Raw genomic sequence first — 26,221 nt, forward strand, 5'->3', positions numbered from 1 at the left:
GCGCCCGCGACCTGAGTAGCCTGCTGGGGACGCACCGCTTCACCCCACCCACACGAGGAGCTTCGGATGCAGCTGGGACTGGTCGGCCTGGGCAAGATGGGCGGCAACATGCGCGAGCGGCTGCGGCGCGCGGGCCACGAGGTCGTGGGCTACGACCGCAACAAGGCCGTCTCCGACTCCTCCAGCCTCGCCGACCTGGTCAAGCAGCTCTCGGCCCCCCGCGTGGTGTGGGTGATGGTGCCGCACGGCGCCCCCACCCGTGACACCGTCGCCGCGCTGGCCGACCTCCTCGACAAGGGCGACCTCGTCATCGACGGCGGCAACAGCAAGTGGACCGACGACCTCGAGAACGAGAAGCTGCTCAAGGAGAAGGGCATCGGCTACGTCGACTGCGGCGTCTCCGGCGGCATCTGGGGCCTCGAGAACGGCTACGGCCTGATGGCCGGCGGCACCAAGGCCAACGTGCGCAAGGCCATGCCGATCTTCGACGCGCTGCGCCCCGAGGGCCCGCGCGACGAGGGCTTCGTGCACGCCGGCAAGGTCGGCGCCGGGCACTACACGAAGATGGTGCACAACGGCATCGAGTACGGCCTGATGGCCGCGTACGCCGAGGGCTACGAGCTGCTCACCAAGAAGGACATCGTCGACGACGTCCCGGGGGCCTTCAAGGCCTGGAGCCGCGGCACCGTCGTCCGGTCCTGGCTGCTGGACCTCATGGTCGACGCCCTCGAGGAGAACCCCACCCTCGACGACGTCTCCGACTACACCGCCGACTCCGGCGAGGGCCGCTGGACGGTCGAGGAGGCCATCGAGCTCTCCGTGCCGATGCCGGTCATCTCGGCCTCGCTGTTCGCCCGGTTCGCCTCGCGCCAGGAGGTCTCGCCGACGATGCAGGCCGTCGCGGCGCTGCGCGGCGGGTTCGGCGGCCACCAGGTGATGACCCTCGCCGAGGGCCGCAAGCTGCGCGCCGCCGACGCCACCGGGCCGGCCAGCGCCGATGCCTCCCGCCGGGCCGCGAAGCCCAAGGAGAAGGCCCCCACGAAGAAGACCGCGGCCAAGAAGGCCGCGCGGGCGGCCACCGCCGGCCCCGCCTCCCCGGGCACCACCGGCGACGCGCGGAAGCGCACGACGAAGAAGGGCTGAGCGGGAGGGTGCACGTCCGGCACCTGTCGGTCGCCGACTTCCGCAGCTACACGACCGCCGAGCTCCCGCTGGAGCCCGGCGTCACGACCCTGGTCGGCCTCAACGGGCAGGGCAAGACCAACCTGGTCGAGGCCCTGGGCTACCTCGCGTCGCTGTCGAGCCATCGGGTGGCCACCGATGCCCCGCTGGTGCGGGCCGGGGCCGAGCGGGCGGTGGTGCGCGGGGCGGTGATGCAGGACGGCCGCGAGACGATGGTCGAGCTCGAGATCACGCCGGGGCGCGCCAACCGGGCCCGGCTCGGGCGCTCGCCGGTGCGCCCCCGTGATGTCCTGGGCTCGCTCCGCACGGTGCTGTTCGCCCCCGAGGACCTGGCGCTGGTCAAGGGCGACCCCGGCGAGCGGCGCCGCTTCCTCGACGACCTGCTGGTGGCGCGCCAGCCCCGCTGGGCGGGGGTGCGCCAGGAGTACGACCGCATCGTGAAGCAGCGCTCGGCCCTGCTGAAGTCGGCCCAGCCCTACCTCTCGCGCCGGGCCCGGGGCCGGCGTCCGCGCCCGGGGGCCGAGGCGCTCGACCCCGCGTCGGAGGCCGCGAGCGCGCTGCACACCCTCGAGATCTGGGACGCCCAGCTGGCCACGGTCGGCTCCTCGCTGCTGTACGCGCGGCTGCGGCTGCTGCGCGACCTCGGGCCGTACCTCGCCAAGGCCTACGACGAGGTCAGCAACGGCCAGTCCGACGCCCGGGTCAGCTACCGCTCGTCGCTGCGCGAGGGGACCGCGGCCCGGCTGGCCGCGGGTGAGGTGCCCGAGATCCCCGAGCTGCACGACGAGATCCTCGCGTCGCTCGCCGCCGTGCGCGACCAGGAGGTCGAGCGCGGCCAGTGCCTCGTGGGGCCGCACCGCGACGATGTCCTGCTCTCGCTCGGCGAGCTGCCGGCCAAGGGGTACGCCAGCCACGGCGAGTCGTGGTCGTTCGCGCTCGGGCTGCGGCTCGCGGCCTTCCAGCTGCTGCGCACCGACCTCGGCGACGACCCGGTGCTGGTGCTCGACGACGTCTTCGCCGAGCTCGACGTGGGCCGGCGCGAGCGGCTGGCCGCCATGGTGGGCGACGCCGAGCAGGTGCTGGTGACCGCCGCGGTGCCCGAGGACGTCCCGGCCGCCCTGGCCGGGCGCACCTTCAAGGTCACGCTGGGCTCGGTCGAGGAGGTCGTGGCGGATGACGCCTGAGCCCGACGACGGCGCGGAGCCCGACGTGGCCGCCGGGGATGCCGGGGATGCGGGGGGTGCGGGGGGTGCCGGGGATGTGGCGGATGCCGCGGAGCCCGAGGCCGTGCGCCCCGAGGTCGCCGACCCGGTGCTGGCCACCGCCGAGGCCCTGGCCCGCGCCCGCGCCGGGGCGCGCGCCAAGGGGCTGCGCCCCGGGTTGAAGCCCCGACGGCGCCAGCGCGACGTCCCGGCCGACCGGCGCAAGGACGGGGGCCGCGACCCGCAGCTGCTCGGCGACCAGATCGGCCGCTTCGTGGCCGAGCGCGGCTGGGCGGCCGAGGTCGCCGTCGGCTCTGTCATCGGGCGCTGGCCGGCCATCGTCGGGCCCGAGGTCGCGGCGCACTGCCATCCCACCGACTTCGCCGATGGCGTGCTCACGGTGCGGGCCGACTCCACCGCCTGGGCCACCCAGCTGCGGATGCTCGAGACGTCGCTGATGGGCCGGCTGGCCGAGGACGTCGGCGAGGGCACCGTCACCGAGCTGCGCATCGTCGGGCCCAGCGCGCCGCCCTGGTCCCGCGGGCGGCACCGGGTGCAGGACGGCCGCGGCCCGCGCGACACCTACGGCTGAACCGCCGGTCCTCGCCGGCGGTCCTCGCCGGAGGTCCTGCCGCTCGTCGAGTGGAGGTGACACGCGGACGTCCGGGCCGGATGCCGTGCGTGTCGCCTCCTTTCGACGAGGGGGGCGGCGGCACTAGGGTCGGTCGGATGGTGGACGACCCGACCTCCCAGCCCTCCGCCGCCGACGCGCCGCTCGTCACGCGCGCCGACGACGACCGCATCGCCGTCATCACCCTCGACTCCCCGGCCAACCGCAACGCCCTGAGCCGCCGCCTGGTGGCCGAGCTCGGCGAGCACCTCGACGCCGTGGCGCACGACGAGTCGCTGCACGGGGTGCTGCTGCGCTCGTCGCACCGGGTGTTCTGCTCGGGTGCCGACCTGGCCGAGGCGGCCACCGTCGACATGGAGCAGTCGGCGCTCGGCATCATCGACCTCCAGCGGCGCATCGCGGCCCTGCCGGTCCCGGTGGTCGTCCGGCTCGACGGGCCCGTCCGCGCCGGGGGCCTGGGGCTGGTCGCCAGCGCCGACCTCGTGGTGTGCCGCGACGACGTGTCGTTCGCGCTCACCGAGGTGCGCCTCGGGCTCGCGGCATCCGTCATCTCCATCCCGCTGCGTCACCGGCTCACGGCCCGCGCGGCCTCCGACTGGTTCCTGACCGGGCGCACGTTCACCGCGGCCGAGGCGCTCGAAGGCGGCCTCGTCACCCGGGTCGTCGACGAGGCCGGGATGGATGCCGCCGTCGCCGCCGTCCTCGACGACCTCCGCGCCGGCGTCCGGCAGGGGCTGACGGTGGCCAAGCGGCTGCTGACCGCCGACCTGGTCGGGCTGTTCGACACCGAGGGGCCGGCCACCGCGACGCTGTCGGGGCGCCTCTTCCACTCCGAGATCGCCCAGGAGCGGATGGCGGCGGCGCTGAAACGCTGACGGCCGAGGTCGTGCATCGCCGGGCTCCCGCGACCACGGCCGCTCCGGTCGCGGGTGTCGGTACCCGGGGGCATCGTGGAGGGATGACGACCTCGCCCCGCTCCGCGCACCTCACGGTCCCGTGCTGCACCATCGTCCCGCCGTACCTGCTCGCTGCGCTGGCGCAGAGCGACGACCCCGACCTCGCGGGCCGCGCGGCCCGCACCCTCGCGGTCGACGCCGAGCTGCGCCGCGGGCGGGTCACGGCCGAGCTGCGGCCCGGGCATCCCGGTGCCACGCCCCCGCCGCCGCGGGCCACCCGCGACGCGCCCCAGCGCACCGTCTACGACGCGGCCCGGACCACCGACCTGCCCGGCACCCGGGTGCGGGCCGAGGGCGGCCCGGCCACCGCCGACGCCGCGGTCACCGAGGCCTACGACGGGCTGGGCGCCACGTGGCGGCTCTGGCACGACGCGTACGGCCGGGCCTCGCTCGACGACAAGGGCCTGCCGCTGCTGGCGAGCGTGCACTACGGCAGGGACTACGACAACGCCTTCTGGGACGGCAGCCAGATGGTGTTCGGCGACGGCGACGGCACGATCTTCCTGGGCTTCACCCGCAGCGTCGACGTCATCGGCCACGAGCTCGCCCACGGGGTCACCCAGTACACGGCCGGGCTCAACTACCAGGGGCAGTCGGGGGCGCTCAACGAGTCGGTCTCCGACGTCTTCGGGGTGCTCGTCAAGCAGCGCCTGCTGGGGCAGAGCGCCGCCGAGGCCGACTGGCTCATCGGCGCCGACCTGCTGGCGCCCGGGGTCCAGGGTGTCGCCCTGCGGTCGATGGCGGCGCCGGGCACGGCGTACGACGACCCGCGGCTCGGCAAGGACCCGCAGCCGGCGCACCTGCGCGACTACGTCGAGACCTCCGACGACAACGGCGGGGTGCACACCAACTCCGGCATCCCCAACAAGGCCTTCCACGACCTGGCGGTGGCGCTGGGCGGAAACGCCTGGGAGGTCGCCGGGCGGATCTGGTACGACGCCATCACCGGCGACATCAAGGCCGACTGCGACTTCGCGGCCTTCGCGGCCCTGACCGTCGCGGCCGCCTCCGCCCGCTACGGCCAGGGTTCGGCCGAGGCGGCGGCCGTCACGGCGGCCTGGGAGGGCGTGGGTGTCACCGCGGGGGTGGCGGCCCCCGCCCCGACGCCGGGCGGCGGCTCCCCGCCGGATGGCGGTTCTCCCGCCCCCGGGCACTCCACCGAGGTCACCGTCCGGCGCACGGGTGGCATCGCCGGCATGGTCCGCGAGAGCACCGTCCCGCTGGCCGCGCTGCCCGAGGCCGACACCCGGCACTGGCGCTCGCTGCTCGCGACCGGGCGCCTGCAGAGCGTCGCCGAGGCCGCCCGTGAGGCCCGCGACGTCCCTGACGCCTTCTGCTACGACGTCTCCTGCGCGCTTCCGCCGCTGGCGGTGCGGCTGCCCGAGCCGGCCCTGCCCGACGACGTGCGCGGGCTGCTCGAGCGCACCCTCGACGCCCGGCATGACGGCTGACCGCGCCGCGCGTCACGAAGGCCGGTCAGGGCCGCTGGGGGCCCCTGGTGCGGGTGGGGAGTCATCAGGCACGGGGACAGCACCGGAAAATGGCCGCCACGGGCCTCCCAGGCCGTGTTCTGTCCGCCCCGACCGGTAGGATGGAGGGCAGACATCGCGTCGCGGGGCACAGGTGCTCCCACGCGAGCCGTGAGCCACCCCGACCGCCCGGCCGGTGTGGACTGCCCGAAGGAGATCCGTGGCCGACCAGCCCGACCAGAACCCCGACGTGCCCGAGCCCACCGAGGCCCTCGACGCCCCTGAGACGGCCACCCCGGAGGCCGACGCCCCGCACGTCCCGGCGATCAGCTCCTCCGCACCCGACGCCGGCGGCCCGGCCTACGACGCCGCGGCCATCACCGTGCTCGAGGGGCTCGACGCCGTCCGCAAGCGCCCGGGCATGTACATCGGCTCCACCGGCGCGCGCGGCCTGCACCACCTGGTCTGGGAGATCGTCGACAACGCGGTCGACGAGGCCCTGGCGGGCTTCGCCGACACCATCGAGGTCGTGCTCCGCGAGGACGGCTCGGTGCGGGTGCGCGACAACGGCCGCGGCATCCCCACCGACATCCACCCCACCGAGGGCGTCAGCGCGGTCGAGCTCGTCCTCACCCAGCTGCACGCGGGTGGCAAGTTCGGCGGCGGCGGCTACAAGGTGTCCGGTGGCCTGCACGGCGTCGGCTCCTCGGTCGTCAACGCCCTCTCGACCCGCCTCGACGTGTGCGTGCGCCAGAAGGGCTTCGCCCACCGGATGACCTTCGAGCGCGGCGTCGCCACCGGGCCCCTCCAGCGCATGGAGGAGAGCGACCGCACCGGCACCACCGTCACGTTCTGGGCCAGCCCGGAGATCTTCGAGACCACCGAGTACGACTACGAGACCCTGCGCGCGCGCTTCCAACAGACCGCGTTCCTCAACAAGGGCCTGACCATCTCGCTCACCGACGAGCGCGTCGTGCACGACGGCGAGCCCGACCTCGACGGCGTCGACGGCGACATCGCCGAGGTCGAGGCGGTCGACGACACCGAGGAGACCACCGGCGCGCGCCGCACCACGGCCCGCTCGGTCACCTACCGCTACGACGGCGGCCTGGTCGACTACGTGCACCACCTCGTCGGCAGCAAGAAGACCGAGCCCGTGCACCCCGAGGTCATCAGCATCGAGGTCGAGGACGCCGAGCGCGCGCTCTCGCTCGAGCTCGCGATGCAGTGGACCACCTCCTACAGCGAGTCGGTGCACTCCTACGCCAACACCGTCAACACCCATGAGGGCGGCACCCACGAGGAGGGCTTCCGTGCGGCGCTGACCAAGCTGGTCAACGACTTCGCGCGCAAGCAGAACCAGCTCAAGGACAAGGACGAGAACCTCACCGGCGACGACGTCCGCGAGGGCCTCACCGCCGTCATCTCCGTCAAGCTCGGCGAGCCCCAGTTCGAGGGCCAGACCAAGACCAAGCTCGGTAACTCCGAGGTCAAGGGCTTCGTGCAGCGCGCGATGACCGACTCCTTCGGCGACTGGCTCGAGCGCCACCCCACCGAGGGCAAGGACATCGTCCGCAAGTCCATCCAGGCCGCCACCGCCCGGATGGCCGCGCGCAAGGCCCGCGAGGCCACCCGCAAGCGCGTCCTCGAGAGCGGCGGCCTGCCCGGCAAGCTGCGCGACTGCCAGGCCAAGGACCCCGCGGTCTCGGAGGTCTTCATCGTCGAGGGCGACTCGGCCGGCGGCTCGGCAGTGCGCGGGCGCAACCCGTTCACCCAGGCGATCCTCCCGATCCGCGGCAAGATCCTCAACGTCGAGCGCGCCCGCCTCGACAAGGCCCTGGCCAACCAGGAGGTCCAGGCGCTGATCTCGGCCTTCGGCACGGGCATCGGCGAGGACTTCGACATCGAGAAGGCGCGCTACCACAAGATCGTCCTGATGGCCGATGCCGACGTCGACGGCATGCACATCCGCACCCTGCTGCTGACGCTGCTGTTCCGGTTCATGAAGCCGCTCATCGAGGCCGGCTACGTCTACCTCGCGCAGCCGCCGCTGTTCCGGATCAAGTGGAGCAACGCCCCGCACGAGTTCGCGTTCACCGACCGCGAGCGCGACGCCCTCCTGGCCGAGGGCCAGAGCAAGGGCCGGCGGGTGCCCAAGGACAACCCGATCCAGCGCTACAAGGGCCTGGGCGAGATGGACTACCAGGAGCTGTGGGAGACCACGATGGACCCCGATCACCGGGTGCTGCTCCAGGTCACCCTCGACGACGCCGCCGCGGCCGACGAGATCTTCTCGATCCTGATGGGCGAGGACGTCGAGAGCCGGCGCGGCTTCATCCAGCGCAACGCCCGCGACGTCCGCTTCCTCGACATCTGAGCCCCCTGCACCTTCCCCGCCCCATGCCGGAAGGTTCACCTCAGCCGGGGAACGGATCCCCAGCGACGCTGAACCTTCCGGTGCGACGCCAGAACCGCACGAAGGATGTCCATGACTGAGCAGCCGCCGATCGAGACCGACCGCACGGAGCCGATCGACCTCAACACCGAGATGCAGCGCTCGTACATCGAGTACGCGATGAGCGTCATCGTCAGCCGCGCGCTGCCGGACGTGCGCGACGGGCTCAAGCCCGTGCACCGGCGCGTCCTCTACGCGATGTACGACGGCGGCTACCGGCCCGACCGCGGCTTCAACAAGTGCAGCCGCGTCGTCGGCGACGTCATGGGCCAGTACCACCCCCACGGCGACAGTGCGATCTACGACGCCCTCGTCCGGCTGGTCCAGGACTGGAGCCTGCGCTACCCGCTGGTGCAGGGCCAGGGCAACTTCGGCTCCCCCGGCGACGACCCGGCCGCGGCCCCGCGGTACACCGAGTGCCGGATGGCGCCGCTGTCGATGGAGATGGTGCGCGACATCGACGAGGAGACCGTCGACTTCCGCCCCAACTACGACGGCAAGACCCTCGAGCCGTCGGTGCTGCCCAGCCGCTTCCCGAACCTGCTGGTCAACGGCAGCTCGGGCATCGCGGTCGGGATGGCGACACAGATCCCGCCGCACAACCTGCGCGAGGTCGCCGCGGCCGCCGAGTGGGTGCTGGCCCACCCCGACGCCACCCGCGACGAGATGCTCGAGGCGGTGATGCGCGAGATCAAGGGTCCCGACTTCCCCACCGGCGCGCTCATCATGGGCACCAAGGGCCTCGACGACGCCTACCGCACCGGCCGCGGCTCGGTCATCATGCGCGCGGTCGTCGAGGTCGAGGAGATCCAGGGCCGGCAGTGCCTGGTGGTCACCGAGCTGCCGTACCAGGTCAACCCCGACAGCCTGGCCCAGAAGATCGCCGAGCACGTCAAGGACGGCCGGCTCAGCGGCATCGCCGACATCCGCGACGAGACCTCGGGCCGCACCGGCCAGCGCCTGGTCATCGTGCTCAAGCGCGACGCCGTGGCCAAGGTCGTGCTCAACAACCTCTTCAAGCACACCCAGCTGCAGACCAACTTCGGCGCCAACATGCTCGCGCTGGTCGACGGCGTGCCGCGCACCCTGCCGATCGACGCGTTCATCCGGCACTGGGTCGACCACCAGCTCGACGTCATCCAGCGCCGCACCGCCTACCGGCTGCGCCGCGCCGAGGAGCGCATCCACATCCTGCGCGGGCTGCTGAAGGCCCTCGACGCGCTGGACGAGGTCATCGCCCTCATCCGCCGCTCCCCCGACGTCGAGGCCGCCCGCACCGGGCTCATCGAGCTGCTCGAGATCGACGAGGTCCAGGCCCAGGCCATCCTCGACATGCAGCTGCGCCGCCTCGCGGCCCTCGAGCGGCAGAAGATCATCGACGACCACGACGAGCTCCAGGCGATGATCGAGGACTTCACCGACATCCTCGCCAAGCCCGGCCGCCAGCGCGACATCGTGTCGGAGGAGCTGGCCGAGATCGTCAAGAAGTTCGGCGACGACCGGCGCACCAAGATCACCCACTTCGACGGCGACATGTCGATGGAGGACCTCATCCCCGAGGAGGACGTGGTCGTCACGATCACCCGCGGCGGCTACGCCAAGCGCACCCGGGTCGACGCCTACCGCGCACAGAAGCCGGGCGGGCGCGGGGTCCGTGGGGCGCAGCTGCGCGGCGAGGACATGGTCGAGCACTTCTTCGCGACCACCTCGCACCACTGGCTGCTGTTCTTCACCAACCTCGGCCGGGTCTACCGGGCCAAGGCCTACGAGCTGCCGGATGCCGGCCGCGACTCCAAGGGCCAGCACGTGGCCAACCTGCTGGCGTTCCAGCCGGGCGAGGAGATCGCGCAGGTGCTGGCCATCCGCTCCTACGAGGACGCGCCGTACCTGGTGCTCGCGACGCGGGGTGGGCTGGTCAAGAAGACGCGCCTCTCCGAGTACGACAGCCCGCGCACGGGCGGCCTCATCGCGGTCAACCTGCGCGACGACGACGAGCTGGTCGGGGTGGGGCTGGTCTCGCCGTCCGACGACCTGCTGCTGGTCTCGCGCAAGGGGATGTCGGTGCGCTTCCACGCCGACGACGCCCAGCTGCGCCCGATGGGCCGCGGGACCAGCGGGGTCACCGGCATGAAGTTCCGCGGCGACGACACCCTGCTCGCGATGGCCGTGATCGCCGACGGCACCGAGCCCGACGTGTTCGTGGTGTTCGAGAACGGGATGGCCAAGCGCACCTCCGCCACCGAGTGGAACGCCAAGGGGCGCGCCACCCTGGGCGTCGCGGTCGCGAAGATCACCGACCGCAACGGCGACCTGGCCGGTGCCCTGACGACCACCGGCGACGACGAGCTGCTCATCGTCTTCGAGAAGGGCAACATCGTGCGGGCCACCACCAGTGGCATCGCGCCCAAGGGCCGCAACACCCAGGGCGTCATCCTGGTGAAGCCGCCGAAGGGCGACCGGGTCAAGGCCGTGGCGCGCAACCCCGAGAAGGACGAGGACGACGCCGTCGGCGAGGCCGATGAGGCTCCTGTGACCGGTGGTGACGGTGCGGTGTCCGGCGCCGAGGGTGCCGGGGCCGGCGATGTCGCAGGTGACGAGGCTCTGGAGGCCTCCGGTGGGGCCGGTGAAGAGTCGGTCACGACGGCCGAGTCGGGCGCGGCTCGTGTCGCCGACGACGGTGACGATGCCGTACCGTCGGACGACGAGACCACCGACCGAGGAGGCCGTGAGTGAGCACCGCAGACCACGCGGGGCGCCCCCTGCGCTCATCGACTCCGCCGCGCACCGCTCCGACGGCGAGCGCCGGCGCGACGAGCGCCACCCGGGGCGCTGACAGCGCCGCCGGGCGGGGCGACGGAGGCACGCTGCGCCGTGACACCGGCGCCCGTCAGGCCACCGAGTCCCAGGCCACCCGTCCCGTTCCTGCTGGTCGGGAGGGTGCGCCGGCCCGTACCGGCGCCGCTCCGGTGCAGCGTCCCGTCGAGGCCGGCCAGCGCCCGGCCGGTGGGGTTCAGCGCCCGGCCGGCCGGCCGGCATCCGCCCGCCGGGTGCGCCTGACCGTCTCGCGCGTCGACCCCTGGTCGGCGATGAAGGTGTCGTTCCTGCTGTCGGTGGCCCTCGGAATCGCCGGCGTGATCGCCACCGCGGTGCTGTGGACCGTCCTGGATGCGATGGGCGTCTTCGACCAGATCAACGGTGTCATCGGCCAGGTCGTGGCCGACGGCAGCAACAGCTTCGACATCCTCGACTTCGTCGGCTTCACCCGCGTGGTGTCGCTCTCGATCGTCATCGGGGTCGTCGACGTCATCCTGATGACCGCGATCGCCACGCTGGCGGCGTTCCTCTACAACATCTCGAGCGCACTCGTCGGCGGCCTGAAGCTCACGCTCACCGACGACTGATGCTTGCCGCGGCCGCTGGGTCGCGCCGACGGAGGCCGGGGCCGGATGGTCCCGGCCTCCGTCGCGTCTGCGCTCCCGGCGCCGGCGGTGAACCGTTTTGGGCGGGAGGGTGCGGGTGGGGTAATCTCGTGGACCGTGCCCTCCCGCTCCACGGAGGGCGCCGCCGGTCGGCGAACGGGCCTATAGCTCAGACGGTTAGAGCGCTTCCCTGATAAGGAAGAGGCCACAGGTTCAAGTCCTGTTAGGCCCACCACCGACCCCCTCCCCATCAGGCGGTGAATGTTCGTGAAGAAGCTCCTCGTCCTCGTCGCGTCGGCTGCCGGCGCGTTCGCGATCTCGAAGCAGATCAGGGACAAGAAGGCCGAGAACCAGCTCTGGGCCGAGGCCACGGACTCCCCCCGCAGCTGATCACCCTTCTTGGTCGTCCTGTGGCGCTGTGCGCGCTTGGGGTGGCCGACCGGGGGCCATGGCGCAATTGGTAGCGCACCTGCTTTGCAAGCAGGGGGTTAGGGGTTCGAGTCCCCTTGGCTCCACCGCAGGTCAGAGGCCCCTTCCGCTCCTCGGGAGGGGCCTCTATCGCGTCGGTACTCCAGAGAAGTACTGCAGTGACCAAGCGCTCTCACATGGCTGGGTCGACGTGGACGCGCGTGTCCGCTTGGGGCGAGGTAGGCCAAGTCAGAGGTCTGCGAGCCGAAGCGCTCGATCGGCGGTAGTGGGTGCTTGTGGTGGGTTCTGCTGCTCGGTCATCTCACTGGAAGAGAACGCGGAACTGTGCAAGAATCGTGTCGTAGCCGGTTCCATTGAGGTGAGAACCGGAAGTGAGCTCCAGGACTTCCTGCCGGACGACAGGGCCTGGGGCTCGCGTCATTCCCCAGACTAATTGATCTCGTGCAACGTGGTCGTTGAGGCGATCAGGTCGTAGTTGTCTTCGTTGCCGCAGCGGAGCTCCACGATCGACCCACACACGGCGTCGGGCACCCACAGCATCGGCTCGAGCCTCCCACGGACGTGGTTCATGTGGATGCGGCGCGGAAGCGTCTTAGCCCGACGCATGCTGTCAAGCATTGCTGCGTCGCGTCCGTCATCTGCCTTTCCGCGCGACTCGAACACAGCCTCGTCGACGCCCATCTGAGCCAACTCCCAGATGAGCCGTTCGAAACACTTCCTGCGTGCACGCTCGGGGTCATGGGGCAGCACGAGCGGCGTGCTGCGAACAACCACGAAGTTGTGGGCCGGAACGGTGGCCACGGTTGTCGCGATCTTGCGCCGGCGCCGCGCATCCTCGTCCCGCCAGTGAAGCTTCTCCTGACCGGGTAGCCGCATTGAGCGCATGGTCTTGCGCACGTCGTCCTCAAGGATGGTCTCGAGAACCACGGCGGCGAGGATGTACGTGCCGGGGTCTTGGGCGCGGTCGGATCCGGACTCGTCGACCCACGCCCGAAAGGCTGGTGGCTCAGGTGCAGACATGAGTCACGTCCTCTTCTTGGCCCGGCGCCGGCCGCGGGTTGCCTTCTTGCGCGTTAGAGCGTGGGCGGCCTTGGCATCCGTGATGCTGTCGCGGTCAAAGGGGGGCTGCAGCTCGTAGATGTTGCGGGTCGACAACCCCGTGGGGGAGAGCGGGTTGGGGAACTGCTCCTGGACCACATCCAGCAGGCCCGCATCACGCAACTCCTTGAAACCGCGCTCGGCGGTGTCTGCAGACCAGCCGTACCAAGCCGGCATGTGCTCGGTGGGCAGGGTGAACTCGGGCTTCTCCTTGAGTGCGACGAGAAGCATCGCGATCGCCGGAAGGCTCAAGGTCTGGTCCCAATCGCCGTTCCAGAACTCAGTGGTCAGCCGGAGAAACCTGTCTTCCGGAGACTTCCCCTGTGGTCGCGTGTACGGGGTGTTGGTGCCGTCACCCTTGAGCAGAGTGATGGTGACCGCTCGCTGGCGACCCGAACGACGCCGCGTGACGAGCTTGCGGTCGACGAGGCGACCGAGGATCTTCGTGGCGGCCGACGATGCCGAGCCCGCTTCGGCCGTCTCCACCGTGCCGAGCGCCCGCGCCCAGAGTCGAAGGTCGAGCGTGGAAGACCAGCCGTCGTCGCGGTCGCCGCTGCTGATGATGGTGTGCAGTAAGAGGAAGGCGAGCAGACCGCGCTTGTCACCGTTGCGGACGAACTCGGCCAGAGGACCGGGCTTCGACCCGCTCTTGCTCGGGGTCTGGACGAACACGTTGGGGACTGGGGCGAAAGGGCGCCCCGCCCGCAGGATCAGGTAATCCCGTGTGTCGCGAGCGGTGGCGGGGACTGTCCCGCTACCGCTACCTGATGCCGCTTCCGTCTTGCTCACGTGCCATTTATAGCGCATTGGGTCGGCCCAACAAGAATCGGCTGAACGGCAGTGAACTGCTGCCACAGCGGGTGTCTGATAGAACCTGCTAGCCCACGTGCAAGGCCATCTGCAAGACCACGTGCAAGGGCTACCGCCAACTGCCGGTGGGGGGAGCAAGGTCGCGCGCCAATTCTTCCCTTCGAGGTGGGTGCTGGGTGTCCTCGCTGCCGATCCCCCTAGCCCTGCCAAGGATCGACTCGGGTCTCGAAGACTCGGGCAGCGCCACACGAGCCAGGCGCACGGCTCGACCGTCAAGTTCCAGAGAGTTCGCCTCCAAGACGCTTGAGTGCATCACGCGTCGATGTCGAGGAGACCTGGGAGTAGATCTCCATAGTGAGGGCGATGCGGCTGTGCCGGAGGACGGCCATCGCGACGCGCGGGTGGACATCGAGGGCAACAAGGAGGGTGGCGCAGGTCCGCCGAGTGGAGTGGATGGGGACGACAGGCACGCCGGCCTTCGCGGCCCTCAGCTTGAAGTCGCGGTGGAAGTTGCGTGGGTCGACCGGATCGCCCAGCCGGGTCGTGAAGACCAAGCCGCAGTCGCCCCACATGTCGCCGGCCGCGAGCCGCCGCCTGGCCTCCTCGACCCGATGCCGCTCGAGTGCCCGCACCGCGATCTCCGGCAGCGGCAGCGGGGCATCTGAAGACGGCGTCTTCGTGTGTCGCCGGAGCAGCTGGTGGTCGACGCGCTGTACCTGCCACGCGATGAGCGCCTCGCCAGCCTCGAGGTCGACGTCCTCCCAGGCCAGCCCGAGCATCTCCCCGCGACGCAGTCCGAGCGTGAGCAGCAGGACGTACCCGGCGTACATCGGGTCACCATCCGCGCGCGCCGACTCCAGGAACCGCCGCGCCTCGTCGACGGTCCACACCGGCATCTTCTTCGACCGTGGCATGGGTACCCGCACGAGCGCGGCAACGTTGCGGAAGACGAGCTCCTCGCGCATCGCCTGGGTCAGCGCACCGCGCAGCACCCGCCACGCCTGGTGGACCGTCCAGTCCGAGGCGACCTCGTGGCAGCACGCGCCGAGGGCGCAGCACTGCGGCTCGGGGCGCGCGGCATCCTTGCCCTGGAAGCAGCACTGGCAGCGGACCCGCAGCGTGTTCACCCATACCTGGACGTCGCGGACCATCAGCTTTTCGAGCTTGCGGTCGCCGAGGTCCGGGACGATGTACAGCCGGGAGAACATCTCGTAGTTCGAGGTGGTGGCAGGCGACAGGGTGGGCTGCACGGTCTCCTCCAGCCATCGCTCGAGGAAGTCCCGCAGGCGCGGGGAGACCGGAAGCATCGGTCCCCGCCGCGCCTGCTCGTGGAGCCGAAGCCACTTGTCATGGACCTCCGGGCGGGTCTTCCCGTAGACGGTCTTGCGCTGCCGGCGACCCTTCGGCGTCACGATCCACACGTGCGCCGCGAAGCCGTTCCGGTACGGGTAGATCGACCCCTCGCCGTTCGGCGGCCGGCTCACGGCCAGTCCGCCTCCGCCTCGGCCGGGCGCATCGCGACGTACTCGTCGACCCACGCCGGCAGGATGCGGCGCGACCCGCCGTTCTCGGCAGAGCGACGGTCGCCGGCGCTACACAGCCTCTGCTCTCGGGCGAGGCCAACGAAGACACAGCCTCCGTGCCTTCCCGAACGACGCCGAGAACGGCCAGCGCCACCCTTGCGCGACTTGGATGCCAAGCTTCGTCCATGGCCACGAAAGCGGAGCTGGAGAATTGGATCGTCGACGCACTGGGCGACGCAGGACGAGAGTTGTCCATCGTTGACGTTGCACGACATGTGTGGGAGCACCACGAGGTGGAGCTCAGGGCCTCGGGCGACCTCTTCTACACATGGCAGTACGACCTTCGGTGGGCGGCTCAGAATCTGAGGAACGACGGCGTGCTCGCCTCCAAAGAGGGACGTCGGTCTGGGGGCTGGAGACTGCGTTGACCGCTCCCCAAGCGACAGGCATTCGCTTAATCTGTGAGATGTCGTCCGAGTGCCACCGCGACCCATCCCCCTCTGGACGTGGGTGCGACTGCAAGACAGCGCCCCGTGGAGTGGTGGGGTTTGGGGTGACGGCGCGGCGTCCTGAATAGAAGGGGGCCACCGGCGAGATTCTCGATGTGTACCGCCAAGCACGCATCGAAGGAGACCTCACCGATGGCCTTGTCCCAGTCTGCCGTGTCCGAGCTGTTCGAGGTGTTCCGCACCGGCGAGGGCACCGATTTCATCCGTGAATGCGTCCGGGTGGCGATGCAGGAGCTGATCGAGACCGAGGCGGCGGCCGCGGTCGGCGCCGGCCGCTACGAACGGTCCGAGACCCGCACCACCGAACGCAACGGGTCCCGGCCGCGGCTGTTGACCACCCATGCCGGGGACGTCCAGCTGGCGATCCCCAAGCTGCGCGCGGGCTCGTTCTTCCCGAGCATCCTGGAGCCACGCCGGCGGATCGACCAGGCGTTGTACGCGGTGGTCATGGAGGCCTACGTCCACGGCGTCTCCACCCGCTCCGTGGACGACCTCGTGGTCGCTCTCGGTGGGTCGGGGATCTCCAAGAGCGAGGTGTCCCGCATCTGTGCCGGGCTGGATGAGACGGTCGGGGCGTTCCGCACCCGCCGCCTGGACCATGTCGAGTTCCCGTACGTGTACCTCGACGCGACGTACCTGCACGTGCGCACCGAGCAGGCCATGGTCACCTCCAAGGCCGTCGTCGTGGCCACCGGCGTCACCAGCCAGGGCCGGCGGGAGATCCTGGGCCTGGACGTCGGCGACAGCGAGGACGAGGTCTTCTGGCGGGCGTTCCTGACCGGGTTGAAGAAGCGCGGCCTGACCGGGGTCAAGCTCGTGATCTCCGACCAGCACGCCGGCCTGACCGCGGCCATCTCCCGTGCCCTGCAGGGCAGCTCACACCAACGGTGCCGGGTCCACTTCATCCGCAACGTCCTGGCCCACGTGGCCAAGGGCGAGTCCGAGATGGTCGCCGCGGTCTTCCGCACGATCTTCGCCCAACCCAGCCTCGCACCGATGAGCAAGCAGTGGGACAAGGTCCGCGACGAGCTCGCCGCCCGCTACCCCAAGATCGGCCCCTTGATGGACGACGCCAAAGCCGAGGTCCTCGCCTTCGCCGCGTTCCCCCGTGAGCACTGGCGCAAGATCTGGTCTACCAACCCCCTGGAGCGGCTGAACAAGGAGATCAAGCGCCGCTCCCGGGTCGTGGGGATCTTCCCCAACGAAGCCGCCGTCATCCGCCTCATCGGAGCCGTCCTGGCCGACACCCACGACGAATGGGCCACCGACGAACGCCGCTACCTCTCCGAAGAATCCATGGCCAAGATCGGCACCACCGAGCATGATGACCCTGTCGCCCTCACCGAGGGTTGACCGGTCGGCATCGAGATGACCTCAAAGCCCACCACTCCACGGGACTCTTTCGACTGCAACAGCTGTGAGCGCCCGCTACGAGAGTCCCGCGGTCAGACTCGGTCAAGTCCCCGGTGGTGGTGTAACGCTGCGTGATCTTCGTTGGGTTAGGCGGTCAGGGCGGACATGGGTTCTGCTCCGTTCTCGGGGTCGGTGGTGGTGAGGGGGGTCAGGCGAGAGCGGGTCAGGACTTCCAGGCCGAGGTAGCGGCGTCCTTCTGCCCATTCGTCGGTCTGCTCGGCCAGGACCGCGCCGACGAGGCGGACGATCGCTTCTCGGGTGGGGAAGATGCCGACGGAGTCGGTGCGGCGGCGGATCTCGCGGTTGAGGCGTTCGGCGGGGTTGTTGGACCAGATCTGGGTCCACACGTCCTTGGGGAAGGCGGTGAAGGCCAGGATGTCCTCGCGGGCGGCGGCCAGGTGCTGCGCGACCGCGGGCAGCTTGTCGCTGACGTAGTCGATCAGCCGGTCGAACTGGGCGTGTACGGCCGCGGCGTCGGGCTGGTCGTACACCGAGTGCAGCATCGCCTTGACGGCCGGCCACATGCTTTTGGGACAGATGCTCATCAGGTTCGCGGCGTAGTGCGTGCGGCAGCGCTGCCAGGACGCGCCGGGCAGGTTCGCCGCGATCGCCTCGACCAGCCCGGGGTGGGCATCGGAGGTGACCAGCTTGACCCCGGCCAGGCCGCGGGCGACCAAGTCGGCGAAGAACTCGTTCCACGCCGCCCCGGTCTCGCTGGTGGCCACCCGCATGCCCAGGACCTCACGGTGCCCGTCGCCGTTGACCCCGACCGCGACCAGGACGACCGCGTTGACCACCCGTCCTCCCTCGCGGACCTTCATCGTCAACGCGTCCGCGGCCACGAACGTGAACGGCCCGGCCGGGCCCAGCGGGCGGTGGCGGAAGTCCTCGACCTGCTGGTCGAGGTCGGCGGCCATCCGCGAGACCTGCGAACGGCTCAGCGAGTCGATCCCCAAGGTCTTGACCAGCTTGTCCATCCGCCGGGTGGACACCCCAGCCAGGTAGCAGTCGGCCACAACGGTGACCAGCGCCGACTCCGCGCGCTTACGACGCTCCAGCAGCCACTGCGGGAAGTAGCTCCCCGTGCGCAGCTTGGGCACGGCCACGTCGATCGTGCCGACCCGGGTGTCCAGCTCGCGGTGGCGATAGCCGTTGCGCTGCGCGACCCGCTCCGGGCTGGGGCGTCCCCACTCCGCGCCGACCACCGCATCCGCATCCGCGGACAGCAACGCGTTGATGATCGACTGCAGCAGCGAACGCATCAGGTCCGGCGAGGCTTCGGCCAACGCCTCGCCAAGCAGCCCAGCAGGGTCGACAATGTGTGGTGCGGTCATCGTGATGCTCCGTTCGAGAGTGCTGTGAGAGGTTCACTCGAAGGATCACGCGGTGGCCGCATCCACGTCCAGCCCCAACCCGAGGACGGCGACCGCGCTACACCACTATCAGGGACTCAACTTCAGACTCAGCTGTCAAGGTGTGCAACCGCCGTCTCGGAACACGCGATCACTCGAACCTCGACAAAGATGCCGGCTTCTCGCAATTGCCCACCAATGCGCGTCAACATGGCATGGTGGAGGGCCCGGGGCTGGCCAGTGGTCCACCGGCGAGGTGCGCCACTTCTGCGTCCGGGCTTGCGGATACGACTGAGAGCTGAAGCAGCGAATCTATGGCAACTGAGGAGTACATCCCCCCTGAGCCGCATTTGATGGGTTCCATGCGTTCTGTGGGGTACACGTTGGAGGCGGCTATCGCCGATCTCGTTGACAACTCGATCACTGCGGGCGCATCACGCATCGACATCTTGTTCGCCAGCGAACCTACTGATTTCGTGGCTGTCCTCGACGATGGAGAGGGTATGTCGCGTGACGCAGCTCGCGAGGCAATGCGTCTGGCGGCTCGCAGCTCGACCGAACAGCGCTCGGCTGAGGACCTCGGGCGCTTCGGCCTTGGACTCAAGACGGCTTCCCTCTCCCAATGCCGGGACTTGACGTTGGTGAGCAAGACACCCGAGGGAGTGGTCGCCTACTCCTGGAATCTGGATCACCTCTTCCGCGAAGGCACGTGGTCCCTCCTCCTGCTGGACGAGGCCGAGGTTGCTGCGTTGCCCTGCGTTGAGCGGCTCCTCGCCCAGCAGACGGGCACTCTCGTTCTCTGGCGCGACCTCGACCAGCTGCGAGCACATGCCGGATCGTCTGCGTCCGAGCTCGACGCAGTGATGGTGGGCGTGCGCGATCACCTCGGCCTCGTCTTCCACCGCTTCATCGGCGATTCCAGACGCCCACTCGCCATCCGGCTTAACGGTCGCGGGATTCCCGCCGTCGACCCGTTCCTCTCGAGTCACCGACGAACGCAGCGTCTGCCGTCCGAGTCCTTCAAGGTCGAGGGCTCGACAGTCACAGTTCAGCCGTACACCGTGCCACGACTGACAACCCTGTCTTCAGCCGACCGTGCCAGTCTGCAGGTGGCCGGCCAACTCCGTGACAGCCAAGGGTTCTACATCTACAGGGCTCGTCGCCTCGTCATCTGGGGAACCTGGTTTCGCATCCTTCCCAGGCAGGACATGGCGAAGCTTTCGAGAGTCCAAGTCGACGTCCCCAACACGCTCGACCACCTATGGGCCTTGGACATCAAGAAGGCCACTGCGCAGCCACCACCTGAAGTCCGGCGGCGGCTCAAGAAGTTCGCCGAGCGCGTGACGGTTCCGAGCAAGAACACCCTCAACTGGCAAGGCCGCAAAGAGAGTGGCCCGACCCAGCACGTCTGGCAGCTCGTGACCCACGAGCACGGATTCAGCTACGCGCTCAATCGGAGCCATCCGGCCGTGGACGCCGCACTCGTGGCTTCTGGGGGACAGGGAGAGGCAGAGCTCGGGCGGCTTCTCACCCTTATCGAGGGCACGATGCCCGGCGACGACATCTTCAATCGGTTGGCCAAGGATCAGGTATTGGAGAACCGGCTGGAAGACCTTGCTATCGCCGAGATCGCCCGTGACATGTGGACGACCTACTCGGCAGTCCCGGGGTCCGCAGCGACTGACGTGGCGTTTGTCGCGGCGATGATCAACGTCGAACCCTTCAGCGACCACCCCCGCGGCGCTGACATCCTCAAGGAGGCAACGCGTGGCTGAGACCGAAGCGATGGAGCGACTCAAGCTCGCCACGAGCGGCGCCCTCAGCACGGGGTTGCACACGGAGCAGCAACTCCGCGACATGGTCGCCGCTCTGCGACCGATTTTGGCTCCCGCCGCTTCGGACGACGAGATCGACTCGATGACGCGTGAGCTCATTCAGAGGCTGCAGATCGATGTCGACCTAGGCACCGCGGTGACATCCGAGGACTTCGTGTCCTGGCTTCCAGAACGGCGAGGCGAGATCGAGTGGACACGCTGGAAGGCCTACAAGCAGTGGCTGCTCCAGAACGACCGTCCTCCGAAGATCGTGGACAAGCTGGGTCACCTGACCGATGAGATCCTGGATCTCGTCGGCGATCCCAAGGCAGGGGGCACGTGGGGGCGTCGGGGCCTGGTGATCGGTGAGGTCCAGTCTGGAAAGACTGGCACCTACCTGGGACTCTTCAACAAGGCCGCTGACGCGGGATACAGACTGATCATCGTGCTAGCCGGCAGCACCGAGAGCCTGAGACAGCAGACACAGGAGCGACTGGATGAAGCCTTCATCGGTCGCGACACCCGACTGATCGCGCAGAAGGGCGGACAGACCAACCAGCACGCGAGCAAGAAGTTCCTCGGCATCGGTCTTCTCAACGAGACGATCGCCGACGCGCAGAGCATGACTACGGTGATGCAGGATTTCCGCAAGTCGAGCCTTATGGCCTCGAGCATCACGGTGTCGGAGAACACCCCATCGCCGTACGTTTTTGTCCTCAAGAAGAACAAGAGCGTCCTCAACGCCGTGCAGGATTGGCTGGGTCAACAGGCCGGCGCCAGCGGCCGGATAGACCTACCTCTGCTGTTGCTCGACGACGAGTCCGACTATGCGTCCGTCAATACGGCCGATGAGGACTCCCCCACGGCCATCAACGCAGCAATCCGAGGGATCCTCGCCAAGTTCACACGCAGTTCATACATTGCGTTCACGGCCACTCCCTTCGCCAACATCTTCATCGACCACGACCACGAGAACGATCTGTTTCCGAGGGACTACGTCTACAGCCTTGAAACGCCCACCAACTATGTGGGAGCAACCGCGACGTTCGGCACGAGCGACGACGTATTCGAGGGCGGGCTCATGGATGTGACTGACGCCGAGGCCTACGTCCCGCGCCAGCACAAGCCGAACGATTCGGTACCTGGACTCCCGCCGAGCCTCAAACTGGCGATCCGGACCTTCTTCATCGCGACCGCGGTCCGAGACCTCCGCGGCCACGGTGGAGGTCGCGCAATGTTGGTGAACGTGTCACGGTTCAAGAACGTCCAGCGTCAGGTTCACGAGCTGGTCGAGCAGTACGCCGTCGAGCTTCGCAATGCGGTCGAGTTCCACGCCGCTGATTACGCCCACGGGCGGCCCAACGCACACCTCGAGTCCATCGAAGAGACCTACGTACAGGTGTACTCGGAAGTCGGGTTCTCTTGGGCGCAGATACTTGATGCACTGTGGACCTCCGTGGCGGACGTTCGCGTCACCTTGGTGAACTCCGACAGGGACAAGGCCCTGATCGACCAAGAGATGGCTTGGGACAAGCCGCCCCGGATGATCGCCGTGGGAGGGGACGTCCTGAGCCGAGGACTGACGCTCGAAGGTCTGACGACCAGCTACTTCTATCGGCGTGCTGGCGCCTTCGACACCCTGATGCAAATGGCGCGTTGGTTCGGCTACCGCGACGGGTACGAGGACCTCACTCGACTGTGGATCACCACGGATGTTGCCGATCAGTTCCGATTCGTCGATGACGCCGTTCGGGAACTCCGGGATGACCTCGCGGAGATGAAGGCCCAGCGTCTGACTCCAGCGGATTTCGGGCTGGCAGTGAAGAAGCACCCAGAGAGCTTGTTGGTGACGGCTCGGAACAAGATGAAGGCCGCGACCACCTTCAAGAAGTCTGTCTCCTTGGGCGGCCGGCGAATTGAAACGGTACGGCTCAACGGCAGTGATGGGAGCCTCTCTACGAATGAGTCGGCCATCAAGTCACTGCTGGCGGACCTCGGTGCTTCAGCCGAACCGGCGAACCGTATGAACTGGCCAGGTTGGCGTGGAGTCGCCAAGTCGACGATTGCCGACTACTTGGACGCCTTGGTGACAGATCAAGGGGAACTCATCTGGACAGGGGAGAACCTCCAGACCTTCGTCCGGAACGCTAAGTCACCTAGCATGCAGAAATGGGACGTGGTATTGGTGAACGGCAAGAAGACCGGTGCTCCCGACACGAGCCTCGGAGTCTCCTTTCATCCTCCCGAGCGCACACTTTCCGTGTCTGACGGTGATGTCCTCAGGGTGTCGGGTGCTTCGGCCAGACTGGCCGGCTCCACAGACGTCGCGTCGCTGAATTTCATTCCCACGAAAGCCCGGGAAGCAGCGGAAGCAGCCTTCTGGGACTCACGGACGTGGCCAGAGGGCAAGCGCCCGAAGAACGTTCCGGAAACGGCGGTCTATCACTGCTTGCCGCGTCCTGTGCTGATGCTCTACCCGCTGCGAGCCAAGTGGAAAAACTCTGTCACACCTCTTGGGTTCGAGCACGTCGACGGGCACCTAGTCGTGGCAACCAAGATCGCCATTCCCGGGCGACACGTGAACGTCAACGACACCTCCACGGACGCTGAATACATCATCAACACGGTTGCACAGCAGGGCTGGCTCGCACAGTTGGAATGGGGGACCGATGCAGACTGACGACATCCAGCAACAGTGGTCTCGTCTGTGCTCGGAGAAGTCGCCGGCCAAGAAGTACTTCGATCCCGAGCATCCACTCGAGTTCCTGTTTGGCGCCGACGATCGTGGTCGAGCGGTGATGGCGCTGATCACTCCTGAAGATCCAAAGCTGGACGACGTCAGTCGGGATGTCTCGACGCACTCCTCGCGACGCGAGGACGGGCGGTGGGCGACCACCTGGACGCTCGGGGACCAGTCGTTGTTCCCCACCTTCGTCCGGCTCGGTGTGGACCTCGCTCATAGGTCCGCCACTCCCACGCCCCCTCACACTGCTATCGATGAGTTCCTCCTTGCCCTCGCGCAATGGCAGGTGCTTCTTCGACCACGACCGCCCAAACGACTCAACTTGGAACGGCTCCGCGGTCTGGTCGCTGAGCTGTGGGCCGGCGAAACCGTAGTCGGCGAGGGCAAACCCCGTGACGAGCTCGTGCGTGCGTGGTCCGGTCCACTCGGCGGTGTTCAGGACTACACGTTTCCGTCGGGGCATGTCTGGGAGGTGAAGGCCAAGCGATCCAAGGCCACCACGGTCAAGGTCTCGTCGGCAGAGCAGCTCGACCCAGCAGACAAGTCACTGCATTTGGTAGTGCTGGACCTCGACGAACGATCGTCCGACTTTGACGGCGCCCGCTCCTTGGTCGACCTGGTACGGGCTTGGAGGGAGGAGCTCGGCGCCAACCCGGCTGAGCGCCACCTACTGGACCTCTTGATCTCACGCTTGGGCGTCGATCTCTCAGATCCCTACTACGAGGAGACATGCTTCACGCTGCAGCAAATGACCGTGTTTCGGGTAAACGGGGAGTTCCCCAGCCTCCGAGCCGCTGACATGCCGAGCCCTGTCAGCGCGGTGAGATACCAATTCGACGTGCGAGGACTGGAGTCGTGGATCGTGGAAGGTGATGGGACCAGCCGTGAGTGACTTCCTCTCAGAACTACTGAACACCGTCGAGGTGCGGGCCGACGTCGAGAACGATCTCACCGCCGCAGCGTTCGTGGCCGAGATGGCCGACCGGATGGCCGCGGCGGAGGAGATCGAGAACCTCGTCCCCATCCACTTCCGGGGTCAGAGTGGGCGCCGTCGAAGCGGGGTCGATGGACACGATCTGGGCGATACTGATGACTCTGTCGCCTTGGCCATCGCGCACTTTGATGGTTCCGGCGGAGGAGGAACAATCGGTAACGCTGAGATCCAGCGCCTCTTCGGCCTGCTCGAGGCGTACTTGGTCGATGCCGTCGCCGGCACTTTCCCCGACGACCGCGAGCCCTCCGAACCGGCAGTCCAATTGGCGCGCGACCTCCACAGCAGGGGACGATCCATCACGCGATTCCGTCTGTATCTGTTCACTGACCTTGCGTTGGGTTCCAGAGTGGCCAAGCTTCCCTCGACCAGCGTCGGCGGTATCCCAGTCGACTTCCACGTCTGGGACCTGCGGCGGTTAGAGGCGCTTGCGACGTCATCCCAAGGGCGCGATCAGCTGGATCTTGACCTGACGGAGTGGAGCCCAAGCGGAGTTCCGGCCCTGAGCGTCCTTGGGGAAGGAAAGTTCGAGACGTACTTGGCGGCAGTCCCCGGACATCTTCTCGCCGATCTGTATGGGCGTTATGGGAGTCGCCTGCTGGAGAGCAACGTTCGTTCGTTCCTCAGCGGGCGGGGGAACATAAACAAGGGAATACGAACTACGCTTCTCAGCGAGCCACTGCTGTTCCTCGCCTACAACAACGGTGTCACCGCGACGGCCACCGCGGTGGAGACCGGCTCCGACGGTGCGATCTTGGGACTCCGCGACCTCCAGATAGTGAACGGCGGTCAGACGACAGCTTCCCTGTTCTACGTGCGTCGTGACACCTCGCCCAAGCCCGACCTCTCCAAGGTCCACGTCCAGATGAAACTCGTTGTTGTCGAACCTGAGACAGCGGGGGATCTCGTTCCGAACGTCTCGCGCTTCGCGAACAGTCAGAACCGGATCAGCGAGGCGGACTTCTTCTCCAACAGTCCCTTCCACGTTCGCATGGAGACGTTGTCCCGACAGGTCCTCGTTCCGAGCATGGCTGGGACGCATTTCCAAACGAAGTGGTTCTACGAGCGAACCCGAGGCCAATATCAGAACGAGAAGGCAAAACTGACTCAGGCCGAGGCCAAGAAGTTCGAAGCGGTGTACCCCCGCTCTCAGCTCATGACTAAGACTGACGCCGCCAAGTATTCCGTGTCTTGGGGTCAAGAGCCTCACAAGGTGAGTGCTGGGGCCCAGAAAAACTTCCTTGCCTTTGCGAATTCCGTCGCGCGCCTTTGGGGGTGCAACGATTCGCAATTCAACGAGGCGTATTTCAAAGAGCTGGTGGCGAAGGCCATACTCTTTCAGACGATTCGCACCCGCGTCGCTAGAAGCGAGTGGTACCAGTCCGGATACCTTGCCAACATCGTGGCTTACACAATGTCAAAACTTTCTCACACGATCTCCTCGCAGGCTCGGGGGGCGCGTTTGGACTTTCTAGGGATATGGAATCAGCAGTGCGTCCCCGACAAAGTGCTTGATGCGAGCCTCGAGGTCGCTCATCTGTGCTTCCAAGCGCTTACGTCCGAGCATCGCCCGATCCAGAATGTGACGGAATGGGCAAAGCGCGAGCAGTGTTGGGAATTGGTGAAGTCAATCCCATACAGTCTTCCAAAGTCCCTCTCGGACGAATTGGTTTCGGCCGAAGCCATGAGTCAAGTCCACAGGGATGCACGTGCTACACAAAAAATTGACGACACGATCGCGGCGCAGTCCAAAGTCTTCGAGGTTCAGGTAGACGAATGGAGGCGCATGCACTCGTTCTGCCGTGAGAACGGCCTTCTTTCCCCTGCCGATAACGACATTGTCGGGCTCATGACAGGATCGCGACCGAAGGTTCCGAGTGAACGCCAAGCTGCGCGACTCCTCAGTATCCGCCAACGCGCCCTCGACCACGGCTTCGACTGAGCCCCGTCTATGCGGGAAAAACTGGTTCCGAGCACCACCATTTCCCGCGCGGCCGGTCGGACAGGTCAGTTGTGACTGCCTCTCTGTCGCGTCGTGATTGACGCGACACGAAGGCATCCGCAGCAGCCTCTGGGGGCCGAACAGAGGGGTCAAGCCGAAGGGGTGCAACAGTCGTCGTGGGGAAGGGCCTCGAGGCCTCGGGAGTCGATCGTCAGCTACCTTCTCGCGTGGTCTGTGCAGATCGTCCCAGTCCTCGGCTGGCTGGGAGGAGCCTGTCGCCGGC

Annotated in this window: 17 protein-coding genes, 2 tRNA genes and 1 pseudogene; 16 read left to right on the top strand and 4 right to left on the bottom strand. The window is 68.0% G+C overall.

Annotated features, from left to right (window positions below; genetic code table 11):
• Positions 1 to 63: 63 nt before the first annotated feature.
• From gnd to ATL31_RS14030, 11 genes and pseudogenes are all read left to right on the top strand, one after another.
• A pseudogene (gnd, locus tag ATL31_RS13985) lies at positions 64 to 1,143 on the top strand (phosphogluconate dehydrogenase (NAD(+)-dependent, decarboxylating)); the annotation flags it as partial.
• 8 nt (positions 1,144 to 1,151) lie between these two features.
• Positions 1,152 to 2,366, top strand: a complete 1,215-nt coding sequence (gene recF / locus ATL31_RS13990) for a DNA replication/repair protein RecF (protein ID WP_101396314.1) — start codon at positions 1,152 to 1,154, stop codon at positions 2,364 to 2,366.
• Positions 2,356 to 2,976, top strand: a complete 621-nt coding sequence (locus ATL31_RS13995) for a DciA family protein (protein ID WP_101396316.1) — start codon at positions 2,356 to 2,358, stop codon at positions 2,974 to 2,976. The genes recF and ATL31_RS13995 overlap by 11 nt, the downstream gene beginning before the upstream one ends.
• Positions 2,977 to 3,113: 137 nt before the next feature.
• Positions 3,114 to 3,890: an enoyl-CoA hydratase-related protein gene (locus ATL31_RS14000; protein WP_101396317.1), complete on the top strand. Its 777-nt coding sequence runs from the start codon at positions 3,114 to 3,116 to the stop codon at positions 3,888 to 3,890.
• A gap of 83 nt (positions 3,891 to 3,973) precedes the next feature.
• Entirely contained in the window at positions 3,974 to 5,422 is a 1,449-nt protein-coding gene (locus tag ATL31_RS14005; RefSeq protein ID WP_101396319.1) for a protealysin inhibitor emfourin, read from the top strand.
• 238 nt (positions 5,423 to 5,660) lie between these two features.
• The gene (gene gyrB, locus ATL31_RS14010; protein ID WP_425440332.1) at positions 5,661 to 7,817 is read left to right on the top strand and encodes a DNA topoisomerase (ATP-hydrolyzing) subunit B; all 2,157 of its coding nucleotides are present in this window, start codon (positions 5,661 to 5,663) and stop codon (positions 7,815 to 7,817) included.
• A 111-nt stretch (positions 7,818 to 7,928) separates the two neighbouring features.
• Positions 7,929 to 10,628, top strand: a complete 2,700-nt coding sequence (gyrA, locus tag ATL31_RS14015; RefSeq protein WP_101396321.1) for a DNA gyrase subunit A — start codon at positions 7,929 to 7,931, stop codon at positions 10,626 to 10,628.
• Positions 10,625 to 11,296 carry a DUF3566 domain-containing protein gene (locus tag ATL31_RS14020; RefSeq protein ID WP_245862474.1) on the top strand — a complete coding sequence of 224 codons (672 nt, stop codon included), beginning with the start codon at positions 10,625 to 10,627 and terminating at the stop codon, positions 11,294 to 11,296. Before gyrA ends, ATL31_RS14020 begins: the two co-directional genes overlap by 4 nt.
• Before the next feature lie 176 nt (positions 11,297 to 11,472).
• Positions 11,473 to 11,549 (top strand) — tRNA-Ile (locus tag ATL31_RS14025).
• A gap of 26 nt (positions 11,550 to 11,575) precedes the next feature.
• The gene (locus ATL31_RS16685; protein ID WP_245862486.1) at positions 11,576 to 11,704 is read left to right on the top strand and encodes a DLW-39 family protein; all 129 of its coding nucleotides are present in this window, start codon (positions 11,576 to 11,578) and stop codon (positions 11,702 to 11,704) included.
• A 52-nt stretch (positions 11,705 to 11,756) separates the two neighbouring features.
• A tRNA-Ala gene (locus ATL31_RS14030) sits at positions 11,757 to 11,829 on the top strand.
• A gap of 343 nt (positions 11,830 to 12,172) precedes the next feature.
• On the opposite strand, the gene ATL31_RS14035 is transcribed toward ATL31_RS14030, so the two are convergent.
• From ATL31_RS14035 to ATL31_RS14045, 3 genes are all read right to left on the bottom strand, one after another.
• Positions 12,173 to 12,763 (bottom strand): hypothetical protein, encoded by a 591-nt coding sequence (locus ATL31_RS14035; protein WP_101396323.1) that lies wholly within the window; start codon positions 12,761 to 12,763, stop codon positions 12,173 to 12,175.
• A gap of 3 nt (positions 12,764 to 12,766) precedes the next feature.
• Positions 12,767 to 13,630: a hypothetical protein gene (locus ATL31_RS14040; protein WP_143598399.1), complete on the bottom strand. Its 864-nt coding sequence runs from the start codon at positions 13,628 to 13,630 to the stop codon at positions 12,767 to 12,769.
• Positions 13,631 to 13,923: 293 nt separating this feature from the next.
• Positions 13,924 to 15,135 carry a tyrosine-type recombinase/integrase gene (locus ATL31_RS14045; RefSeq protein ID WP_101396327.1) on the bottom strand — a complete coding sequence of 404 codons (1,212 nt, stop codon included), beginning with the start codon at positions 15,133 to 15,135 and terminating at the stop codon, positions 13,924 to 13,926.
• Positions 15,136 to 15,815: 680 nt separating this feature from the next.
• On the opposite strand from ATL31_RS14045, the gene ATL31_RS14060 reads away from it, so the two are divergent.
• Entirely contained in the window at positions 15,816 to 17,036 is a 1,221-nt protein-coding gene (locus tag ATL31_RS14060; protein ID WP_101394420.1) for an IS256 family transposase, read from the top strand.
• A 146-nt stretch (positions 17,037 to 17,182) separates the two neighbouring features.
• Here ATL31_RS14060 and ATL31_RS14065 read toward each other — a convergent pair whose 3' ends face one another.
• Entirely contained in the window at positions 17,183 to 18,430 is a 1,248-nt protein-coding gene (locus tag ATL31_RS14065) for an IS256 family transposase (protein WP_101396331.1), read from the bottom strand.
• Positions 18,431 to 18,762: 332 nt separating this feature from the next.
• Here ATL31_RS14065 and ATL31_RS14070 point away from each other — a divergent pair, with 332 nt between their 5' ends.
• From ATL31_RS14070 to ATL31_RS14085, 4 genes are read left to right on the top strand one after another with little or no spacing between them, the layout of a single operon-like run.
• Positions 18,763 to 20,223 (top strand): ATP-binding protein, encoded by a 1,461-nt coding sequence (locus ATL31_RS14070; protein ID WP_101396333.1) that lies wholly within the window; start codon positions 18,763 to 18,765, stop codon positions 20,221 to 20,223.
• A complete protein-coding gene (locus ATL31_RS14075) occupies positions 20,216 to 22,942 on the top strand; it encodes a Z1 domain-containing protein (protein WP_101396335.1) in 2,727 nt (908 codons plus the stop codon). The genes ATL31_RS14070 and ATL31_RS14075 overlap by 8 nt, the downstream gene beginning before the upstream one ends.
• Entirely contained in the window at positions 22,932 to 23,897 is a 966-nt protein-coding gene (locus ATL31_RS14080) for a PD-(D/E)XK motif protein (RefSeq protein ID WP_101396337.1), read from the top strand. The genes ATL31_RS14075 and ATL31_RS14080 overlap by 11 nt, the downstream gene beginning before the upstream one ends.
• Positions 23,890 to 25,938 carry an AIPR family protein gene (locus ATL31_RS14085; RefSeq protein ID WP_158239852.1) on the top strand — a complete coding sequence of 683 codons (2,049 nt, stop codon included), beginning with the start codon at positions 23,890 to 23,892 and terminating at the stop codon, positions 25,936 to 25,938. Before ATL31_RS14080 ends, ATL31_RS14085 begins: the two co-directional genes overlap by 8 nt.
• Positions 25,939 to 26,221 lie beyond the last annotated feature (283 nt).

This window comes from Phycicoccus duodecadis (assembly GCF_002846495.1).
Lineage (GTDB): Bacteria > Actinomycetota > Actinomycetes > Actinomycetales > Dermatophilaceae > Phycicoccus > Phycicoccus duodecadis.